Here is a 9,761-nt window from a genome sequence, read left to right on the forward strand (position 1 = left end):
CGGCCCATACGGGCCGCGATTGCGACATGCGCGCCACGGGCGGTAAGGTCTTTCTGGACGCGGTTCGAGAAAGTCGCGACCTGATTGGCGGGTAGGATAGCTTGGGCTGCTTCACTGCTGCCCGCCGGAGCAATGGTTGGCAAAAGCGCGACCATGCCAGCGAAAATAATGGCGATAACACGTTTCATTCTGGCGATCCCTTAATCAAGCGATGGTGCGCGGTTGGGGGCAGTCTTCGTGTCCACGATGAGGGGCGCGTTGCCGACTTGCGCAAGGTCAGCGCCTGCGCCGACAACCGTATCGCCGACGGACTCAAGGGCCGAACCGGTGACGTAAAGAGCCGATCCTACAATGACGATTGGGACGGCGACGGCGGTTGAAACACCCGAAGCAATGGCGGCCGAACCGTGGACAGATGCGGCAGCGGCGAGGGTCAAAGTACGAATAAGCATGACGTGCTTCCTTTTATGAACAATGTTCGAGATAATTCTCGATGTCCCCGTTTCACCAGCCTGCAACCCTCCGCCCCTTGACGTGCTGATCCCGTTAGCAAACGGTGCGCTTCCGGGCGTTTGTGCTGTCTGGCGACAAGGAGACTTTCCATGACCGACTTTCTACTGCTTGCTTTCATCTTCCTTGTGGCTGGTGTGATTTCCGTCCCGATTGCCGCGCGACTTGGGCTGGGGTCGGTGCTTGGCTATCTGATTGCCGGCATTGTGATTTCTCCACTTCTGGCGTTGCTCAACGTAGATGTTGTCTCAATTCAGCATTTTGCCGAATTTGGCGTGGTCATGATGCTGTTTCTCGTGGGGCTTGAGCTTGAGCCCAAAAACCTGTGGTCCATGCGGGGTCAGCTTTTGGGGCTTGGCGGGGGCCAAGTCGTATTAACCACGGGCGCGGTGATGGCAGTGGCCCTGGCGTTCGGACAGGTCTGGACGATTGCATTGGCGATTGGACTGGTTCTTGCTCTTTCTTCGACCGCAATCGTTTTGCAGACGTTGAATGAGAAAGGCCTGATGAAGTCGGACGGCGGACAGTCGAGCTTCTCGGTCCTTTTGACCCAGGACATCGCGGTTATTCCGATCCTTGCGTTGGTGCCTTTGCTGGCAATGCCTGACCTTATGGATACCGCTTGGATCGGTACGGACGGGCATGGCGTCACAGAAATCCACGCGACAAACACGACCCAAGGTGCAGACGTCGCGCATGGTGAAAGCCAGAGTGAAGATGACCACGGCGGCGGCGATCATGGGCCGTCGATGAGCCTTGTCGATGGCCTGAACGGTTGGCAAACCGCGCTTGTTACGCTGGCCGCAATTGCTGCGGTTATATTGGGCGGAAACTACCTGACGCGGCCACTTTTCCGCTACATCGCGACGGCGGGGTTGCGGGAATTATTTGTCGCTGCAGCCTTAATGGGGGTGGTCGGGATTGCGTTGTTGATGACGCTTGTCGGGCTGTCCCCCGCTTTGGGGACGTTCCTTGCTGGCGTTGTTCTTGCCAACAGCGAATACCGCCACGAGTTGGAATCCGACATCGACCCCTTTCGCGGGCTGTTGCTTGGGCTGTTCTTCATGACCGTCGGCGCCGGGATCAATTTCCTGCTGCTGTTCGATAACCTTGGCCTTGTGATTGCGATGACGCTTGGACTGATGGCGATCAAAGGGGGCGTTCTGTTCGTTCTGGGCACGCTGTTTGGTCTGCGCGGCACGGACCGATGGTTGCTGACGCTGGGCCTCGCTCAGGCCGGAGAATTCGGCTTTGTGCTGCTTAGCTTCACCGTCGCAAGCTCGGTGATCCCGCAATCCGTGGCGGATCAGCTTTTGCTGGTCATCGCTTTGTCGATGGTGCTGACACCTGCCTTGTTCATTCTGTATGACCGGGTGATTGCGCCGCGCTTCAATACAGCGTTGAACCGCGATCAGGACGAGATCGAAGAGGGGGGCAGCGTGATCATTGCTGGTTTCGGCCGCGTCGGGACAGTGATCGACCGGATGCTGCAATCGGCAGGCTACTCGACCACTGTGATCGACTATAGCTCTGAACAGATCGACACGCTTCGCAAGTTCGGAGCCCGTGCTTACTATGGCGACGCCATGCGACCTGACCTGTTGGCCGCTGCGGGCATCGCCGAGGCAAAGCTGCTGATTATCTCAATTGATGATCAGGAGAAGATCACCGAGCTGGCCAAATACGCCATTGAGAATTATCCGAACCTTCATGTTATGGCGCGGGCGTGCAACCGCCACCACGTCTATGATCTATATGCTGTCGGGTGCCGGGACATCATCCGCGAAACATATGATGCCTCGATCCGCATGGGTCGATCTGCCTATGTGGCGCTTGGTGTGCCGCAGGGGGCGGCCCAAGCCATGGCGAATGCCTTTGATGAAATGGACCGTAAAGCGATGGTGCAAGTCGCGGGATCGTATATTCCGGGTATCGTGCCGACCGAGAATGCCGCCTACATGGAGGCCGTGCAGGAAGTCCGGGGAACGTGGCAAGAGGAGTTGAGCAAGGAAATGACCGCAATCCGGACAGCCGCCACCCCAGCGTCAGATAGCGAAACGAGTTAGGCGGCCAATCCCTTGGCGCCGATATTGAGAAACTTCTTGCGACGCGCGTGGCGCACTTCATCACGCGACAGCGATGAAAGCTTGGAGATCATATCGTCGATGCACTCGCCAACGACTTTGATCGTCGCCTGCGCGCCGCGCTGGGCGCCGCCCAATGGCTCGGCAATAATGCGGTCGATGACGCCAAGTTTGTGAAGGTCCTGAGCAGTCAGGCGCAGCGCTTCCGCAGCTTCGCGCATTTTTTCGGCGTCTTTCCACAGGATCGAGGCGCAGCCTTCCGGCGAGATCACTGAATAGACCGAATGCTCTAGCATTGCGACGCGGTTGGCGCTGGCGAAAGCAACCGCTCCGCCTGAACCGCCTTCACCGATGATAACGCTGACAAGCGGCACGCCAAGTTGCAGGCATTTTTCAGTCGTGCGCGCGATGGCTTCGGATTGACCACGCTCTTCTGCGCCTTTGCCGGGATAGGCACCGGGGGTATCGACCAAGGTCACAACAGGGACGTTGAAGCGGTCGGCCAAGTCCATGAGACGGATGGCCTTACGATACCCTTCGGGGCGCGCCATGCCAAAGTTGCGTTCGATCCGCGACGTGGTGTCGTTGCCCTTTTCATGGCCGATCACCATCACCGGGCGTCCGTCGAGCCGAGCAAGTCCGCCCATAATGGAATGGTCGTCAGCGAAGTTTCGGTCGCCGGCAAGCGGTGTGTATTCGGTGAACAAAGCTTCGATATAGTCTTTGCAATGTGGGCGATTTGGGTGCCGGGCAACCTGACATTTCCGCCATGGCGTGAGGTCTTTGTAGAGGTCTTTCAAAAGCTGCTCGGCCTTTTTATCAAGCGCCTTCGCTTCTTTTTCGACGTCCATTTCGTCATTGGCGCGCCCCATAGCACGAAGCTCTTCGGCCTTGCCTTCAATTTCAGCGAGAGGTTTTTCGAACTCGAGGTAGTTCTGCATGCTCGGACCCTTGTCGTTTCGGACCTATATGACGATGCAGTCGTCCAAGAGCAAGGTTTTGCAAGCGGAATTAGGGCTCTGCCCTCGCGAGCGTTGCCCGCTCACCCGGGGTTTTCCGGACCCAAAGAACCTAGGCGGGGCGACTTGCGGTCAGAAGGTTGATGCGGGCAGGGAGAGCGACCGCGCCGTTTGTCTCAAAAGGCGCGAAGCTATCGGTCAGCGTGGCTTCGATTGCGGCAGCGTCTTCAGGCGTACCGTTGAAGTGGTTGATCACGCGACGGGCGGCTCCGATACGAACGCAAAGGCTGGCCATCGCCGATGCGCCGCCGGGGTGATTGAGGAAAACAATGATTTCGCGCCCGCCAACGTTGATGAGGCCACCTGCTTGGAGGCGGGCTTGGGCGAGGTTGATATCGGCGAGACCTAAGGGGCCGGGTGAATTGGGTTCGGGTTTCGGAGGGTGCCCTAAGCGGGCGGAGGCGGCGCGTGCGGGCAGCTCCCAGAACGGGTTGTCTTGTGCAGGCGCCCATGCGGCGAAAGCGATCCTTCCGCCGGGTTTTAGTGCGCGGGCGATGTTGGCGAAGGCCGCAGGGGGATCGTTGAAGAACATGACACCAAAGCGGGAGATGGCGAGGTCAAAGCCTGTAGTGGGCCAGTCTGCGATCTGCGCATCCGCCAAAAGCGTCGACATTTGCGGGACCGTTTGGCCACGCTCGCCCGCGTGCAACAGGAGGGGCTCTGAGATGTCGGTGGCAAGGACGTGACCGTCCGCACCAACGGCGTTGGCCGCAAGGAGCGACAGCGCGCCAGTGCCGCAGCCAATGTCGATGACCTTATCACCGGCGTTCGGCGCTGCGGTCTCCATAACAGCAGAGGCGACATCGGCCATGATCGTGTCGAGTTCTTCCTGCGAAGCGATCCAACTGAGGCCGCTCGGGCCGGACCAGAAGTCACGTCCATCTGCGTTTGGAATGTCCGGCATGTGTCACCTTCTGTTTTGCTGACCTTACCGCAGCCACACGCGCCCGTAAGGGGGCAACGCCACATTACCGTCGGAAAGCGTCACAAGGCGGTCGGACAAGGCATCATAAAGGTCGCGGACGCCCTGCTCCAAGGCCCACTCGCCGGGAACTGCCGTCCAGTTTTCGGTGAAGTTGAACAGGCAAAGCAGCGCTCCGGTGGGGGCCTCGTGGATGATCGCGAAGATGCCTGACTTAGGGGTATCGACGATCTTGGTAGGATACGCTGCATGCAATTCGGGCGTTGCTTTTCGCCGTTCGAGGATGGTTCTGGTGCCTTGAAACACGAGCGCCTCGGGCGTCTTTGCGGCCTCGGTTCGAGCGGCCTGAACGCGCGACCAGTCCATAACAGGGCGATGTATCCAGCGGCTGTCGTGCGATTTTTCCGACTGATCGAGATAGCTTTGATTGTTCAGCATCGCGATCTCATCGCCCATGTAGATCAGCGGGATGCCACCATAGGCGGCGATTAGGGCATGGCCCAGAAGAATGCGGTCAACGCCGCGTTGCACGGCGATTGCGTCTCCGCTTTCCAGCGCAGTTTCCAGGCCCGCAAGTGACGCAAAACTGCCGGACATACGGCTGTCGCCTGTGCCCTCGTTGACGCCAAACAAGACGCCGCGAGAGAAGCTGCCTGGGAAATCACCAGCATAGAAATCGCGCAGGAAGGCGCGGTGACCATGTCCGGTTGCCCCTATAGCGCGGGCGTCCTCGTCAGTGATCGCCCAGCCAATATCATCGTGGCATCGGATGTATGTGGCGTAGGTGGCATTGCGCAAAATTGTCGGAAAATGCGTCCGCAGAATGTGGGTCATGAGCCTTGTGTCGCGCGATGCAAGAGCAGACCAAAACTGCACCATCAGTGAGTTGTGATAGGCGAGGTTGCCCTCCTTGCCGTCGTGCGCGCCGCGCCCGAGGTAGGGCAGCATTTCCTGCGGGCTGACAATCGCTTCTTCCAGGTGGATCACCGCCGGGCAAACAATGCGACACACGGCCCGCAAGGCCTGCAGGATCATGTGGACTTCCGGCTCGGACTGACAGCGCGTGCCCATGCGCTTCCACATGAACGCCACCGCATCAAGTCGCAGGACGTCGACGCCTCTGTTTGCGAGATAAAGCATGACCTCGGCGATCTCTAAGAATACGTTGGGGTTGGCCCAGTTCAGGTCCCACTGGTGGGTATTGAACGTGGTCCAGACCCATTTTTGCAGGCTGTTGTCGAAGGTGAAGCTTCCGGGGGCGTGTTCGGGAAAAACCTCGGTCAGGGTTTGTTCGTACTGGTCCGGCAGCGCGCGATCTTCAAAAATATGGAAGTAGTTCTGCTTGGCCACATCCCCGGCACGGGCGTCCTCAGCCCAAGCGTGCTCGCGTGCCGTGTGGTTCAGAACAAGATCAATGCAAAGCGACATTCCCCGCGTCCGCAAGGCCGTGGCCACACGCACAAAATCTTCCATCGTGCCGTAGATCGGGTTGATGGCGCGGTAGTCCATAACCGAATAGCCGCCATCGCTGTCACCCGGGCGCGGCTTGAGGCAGGGCATCAGGTGGACATAGGTCACACCCATCTCTTCAAGATAATCGAGCTTGCCAAGCACGCCGTTCAGGTCACCTGCGAACTGGTCGATGTAAAAGACATAGCCCACCATATCGGGCCGCTGGAACCAGTCGGGCTCAAGATCCCGCTTCATATCGAGCCATTTGAGATCGTCAGGACGTTGTTCCCAGGCTTCCTGCATTGCGGCCTCAAGCCGGGCGCGAAACGAGGTATAGTCCGGATGACGTCCGTAAAGCGCTTCACACATGTCGAACAGATCCCGGCGCGAGCGCTCCAGGCGCAGATCGAAGAGCGTCTGTTCAGAGGCAGTCAAAGGCATGTGGCTCGTCCCGAAAATCTTTGCGCTGGGCGAGCTGTTTCGGGGCGTGTGGCTTGTCCAATTTCACCTCCCATGCGATGCGTTGTCGTTCCTGGATGCACGAACCTTATGCAGCAGGAAAAGGGCGAGGCCCAGAGTGACGACGGCAGCAGATATCAGCCCAGCCCAGTCGTTGAGAATGGTCGTGATCTCCGGCAGTCGGGCGGCGAACTGAAAGCCTAGCGAAACATAAAGCCCAACCCAGATGGCCTCGCCGGCGATGTCCCAGAGTGTAAAGCGAATCCATGAAAGCTTGGCGGACCCTGCAAGGAAGTTTACCCAAGGCCCCAAGGGCGCAAAAAGCCACGTCGAAAAGAAAACACCAACCCCGCCCCATCTCTGCATCAGCGCGCGTGCGTTACCGATCAGCGCAGCACGGCGCGGATGTGCCTCCAGAATCTCGATAATGCGCGCGCCGCCCTTCCGCCCGATAAAAAAGCCGGTCTGATCGCCAAGAACAGCGGCGAGCCAAGCCAAGGTGACGACCTGCCAAAGGATGAGGTCTCCTGCCGCGGCAAAGGCCCCTGCGGCAAGCATGACAGCCGATGTCGGGATCGGTATAGCGAGACACGACAGATAGGCCGCCACGGCAACGACCGGCAGCCCATAGGTTGAGACGTAGCCGAAGAGAGTTTCATTCATTGGCGGTCGCGCGGCGGCTTGAAAGGGCGATTTTGAGATCTTGGATCAGTGATTCGAGGCTGCGACCTTGTTGGTCCGCCAGGTCCTGAAGGGTGACGCGGCGTCCGGCCCCATCGCGCTCAAGCGCGAGCGTTGTCGCCACAAAGTCTGGCGGAACGTTCCAGGACCGGGTGATGTAGCGGGGCGTCATCCATCCGGCAAGCGGCTGGTCGAGGTGGGCGCGGTCGTTCCAGAAGATCATTGATGCTGCAAGCCGGACTGTGAAGAACAGCATTACAGCCAAAGCAAACGCAAAAGCAGTGACGAGATAGGGGTGGCGTTTTGCAATCCGGATCATTGGTCATGTGTCCCCGAGAAATCAGTCTGCCGTTAAATTGGCGCGCTGCTGTTTGCACACCATGTCGCAAGTCTTGGGTAAAGCAAGACGCCCCAACAGCAACACCCCCGTCTTTCCCCTTGCAGACTCATACCTTCGCGCGTATATCCCCTCTCAACAGCGGCGCTTCGGCTTCCACCCCCGACGCTCCACCGGAAATTTTTACGGGCCGCGCGCCCGTTTTTTTGTGCCTGAAGGCAAGCTGAACGACTATGTCTGAACTGATTGCAAAAACCAGTATGGATCGGCGAATGGCCGATATCATTACGCCTGTCATTGAAGACATGGGGTTCGAATTGGTGCGTGTGCGGTTGATGGGCGGCGAGACAAAGACGCTTCAGATCATGGCTGACAAGGCCGCCGGCGGTATTGAGGTCGACGATTGCGCCCGGATTTCGACGGCTGTCAGCGCAACTTTGGACGTCGAAGATCCGCTTGAGGATGCTTACACGCTTGAAGTTTCAAGCCCTGGCATCGACCGTCCATTGACGCGTCTAAAGGACTTCGATGCCTGGCAAGGGCACGAAGTGAAGCTTGAGACGACGGAAATGATTGACGGCCGCCGTCGCTTTAAGGGCCAGCTTCAGGGCACCGAAGACGGTGATGTGCTTATCGAGATCGAAATTCAGGGCGAACCAGCGACGATTGGCCTGAACTATGAATGGTTGTCGGACGCGAAACTGGTTCTGACCGACGATCTGATTCGCGATGTGTTGCGTGCCCGCAAGGACGCAGGCGATGTAGACGAAAAACAATTCGACGAAATACAGACCATCATTGATGGCGACGAGGAGACCTGAAGAATGGCGATTACTTCCGCAAACCAGCTTGAACTTCTGCAAACGGCCGAGGCGGTCGCGCGTGAGAAGATGATCGACCCCGGTCTCGTGATCGAAGCGATGGAAGAAAGTCTCGCCCGTGCGGCGAAGTCGCGTTACGGCGCCGAGATGGACATTCGCGTGTCGATCGACCGGAAAACCGGCAAAGCCACGTTCACACGGGTTCGCACGGTCATTGATCCGGAAGACGAAGAGCTTGAGAACTATCAATCGCAACTGACGCCTGAGCAGGCCAAGCAATATCTTGATGACCCGAAAATCGGCGACACGATTGTTGACGAAGTTCCACCCGTGGAAATGGGTCGGATTGCCGCGCAGTCGGCCAAGCAGGTGATCTTGCAAAAGGTCCGCGAAGCCGAGCGTGATCGTCAGTACGAAGAATTTAAGGACCGCGCGGGCACGATCATCAATGGTCAGGTTAAGCGCGAGGAGTACGGTAACGTCATCGTCGACGTGGGTCGCGGCGAGGCTGTGCTGCGTCGGAACGAGAAGATTGGCCGCGAAAGCTATCGCCCGAACGACCGCATCCGTTGCTACATCAAGGAAGTTCGCCGCGAAGCGCGCGGTCCGCAGATTTTCCTCAGCCGGACGGCGCCCGAATTCATGGCTGAGCTGTTCAAAATGGAAGTGCCCGAGATTTACGACGGAATCATCGAGATCAAGGCCGTTGCCCGTGATCCCGGTTCGCGCGCGAAGATCGCCGTGATTTCTTATGACAACTCAATTGACCCGGTTGGCGCTTGCGTCGGTATGCGTGGTTCGCGCGTGCAGGCCGTTGTGAACGAACTTCAGGGCGAGAAGATTGACATCATTCCATGGAATGAAGACGCGCCGACGTTCCTCGTGAACGCTCTGCAGCCAGCGGAGGTTTCGAAGGTTGTTCTTGATGAAGACGCAGGCAAGATCGAAGTTGTTGTGCCAGAAGAACAGTTGAGCCTCGCAATTGGCCGTCGTGGTCAAAACGTGCGTCTGGCGTCGCAGCTGACGCACCTCGATATCGACATCATAACCGAAGAAGAAGAATCAACACGGCGTCAGGCAGAGTTCGAACTGCGCACCAAGCTGTTTATGGACACGCTTGATCTGGACGAATTCTTTGCTCAGTTGCTGGTCTCGGAAGGCTTCACCAATCTTGAAGAGGTCGCATACGTCGAGGCAGAGGAACTTATGGTTATTGATGGTGTCGACGACAGCACAGTGGGTGAGCTTCAGGCGCGTGCGCGCGACTATCTGGAAGCACAGAACGAGAAAGCTCTTGATCGCGCCCGCGAGATGGGCGCCGAAGACAGCCTCATCGGATTTGACGGCCTGACACCGCAGATGGTGGAAGCGCTGGCCGAAGACGATGTCAAAACGCTGGAGGACTTTGCGACCTGTGCGGACTGGGAGCTGGCCGGCGGCTGGACCACGGTCGACGGCGAACGTGTGAAGGACGAA

General features: G+C 58.2%; 9 protein-coding genes and 1 pseudogene. 3 read left to right on the top strand and 7 right to left on the bottom strand.

Annotation, left to right across the window (positions count from 1 at the left end):
* Positions 1-188, bottom strand: a pseudogene (locus tag AC221Y_RS15170) (DUF2145 domain-containing protein); the annotation flags it as partial.
* Between the two features lie 12 nt (positions 189-200).
* On the bottom strand, positions 201-452 hold the full coding sequence (locus tag AC221Y_RS15175) for a hypothetical protein (RefSeq protein WP_299755744.1): 252 nt from the start codon (positions 450-452) through the stop codon (positions 201-203).
* Positions 453-602: 150 nt separating this feature from the next.
* Here AC221Y_RS15175 and AC221Y_RS15180 point away from each other — a divergent pair, with 150 nt between their 5' ends.
* Positions 603-2,576 carry a cation:proton antiporter domain-containing protein gene (locus AC221Y_RS15180; protein ID WP_486707653.1) on the top strand — a complete coding sequence of 658 codons (1,974 nt, stop codon included), beginning with the start codon at positions 603-605 and terminating at the stop codon, positions 2,574-2,576.
* On the opposite strand, the gene AC221Y_RS15185 is transcribed toward AC221Y_RS15180, so the two are convergent.
* From AC221Y_RS15185 to AC221Y_RS15205, 5 genes are all read right to left on the bottom strand, one after another.
* Complete coding sequence (locus AC221Y_RS15185; protein ID WP_486707654.1) at positions 2,573-3,535, bottom strand: acetyl-CoA carboxylase carboxyltransferase subunit alpha; 963 nt, start codon at positions 3,533-3,535, stop codon at positions 2,573-2,575. The genes AC221Y_RS15180 and AC221Y_RS15185 overlap by 4 nt on opposite strands.
* A 130-nt stretch (positions 3,536-3,665) precedes the next feature.
* Positions 3,666-4,517, bottom strand: a complete 852-nt coding sequence (locus tag AC221Y_RS15190) for a class I SAM-dependent methyltransferase (RefSeq protein WP_486707655.1) — start codon at positions 4,515-4,517, stop codon at positions 3,666-3,668.
* 24 nt (positions 4,518-4,541) lie between these two features.
* The gene (locus AC221Y_RS15195) at positions 4,542-6,428 is read right to left on the bottom strand and encodes an alpha-amylase family protein (protein ID WP_486707656.1); all 1,887 of its coding nucleotides are present in this window, start codon (positions 6,426-6,428) and stop codon (positions 4,542-4,544) included.
* A 63-nt stretch (positions 6,429-6,491) separates the two neighbouring features.
* Positions 6,492-7,109 carry a DedA family protein gene (locus AC221Y_RS15200; protein WP_299752064.1) on the bottom strand — a complete coding sequence of 206 codons (618 nt, stop codon included), beginning with the start codon at positions 7,107-7,109 and terminating at the stop codon, positions 6,492-6,494.
* Complete coding sequence (locus AC221Y_RS15205) at positions 7,102-7,446, bottom strand: hypothetical protein (protein WP_299752061.1); 345 nt, start codon at positions 7,444-7,446, stop codon at positions 7,102-7,104. The genes AC221Y_RS15200 and AC221Y_RS15205 overlap by 8 nt, the downstream gene beginning before the upstream one ends.
* A 251-nt stretch (positions 7,447-7,697) precedes the next feature.
* On the opposite strand from AC221Y_RS15205, the gene rimP reads away from it, so the two are divergent.
* Positions 7,698-8,285, top strand: coding sequence for a ribosome maturation factor RimP (gene rimP, locus AC221Y_RS15210; RefSeq protein ID WP_299752058.1), 588 nt, complete (start codon positions 7,698-7,700; stop codon positions 8,283-8,285).
* 3 nt (positions 8,286-8,288) lie between these two features.
* On the top strand, positions 8,289-9,761 hold a 1,473-nt coding region (nusA, locus tag AC221Y_RS15215; protein ID WP_486707657.1), incomplete at its 3' end, for a transcription termination factor NusA.

The organism is Boseongicola sp. (assembly GCF_057460485.1).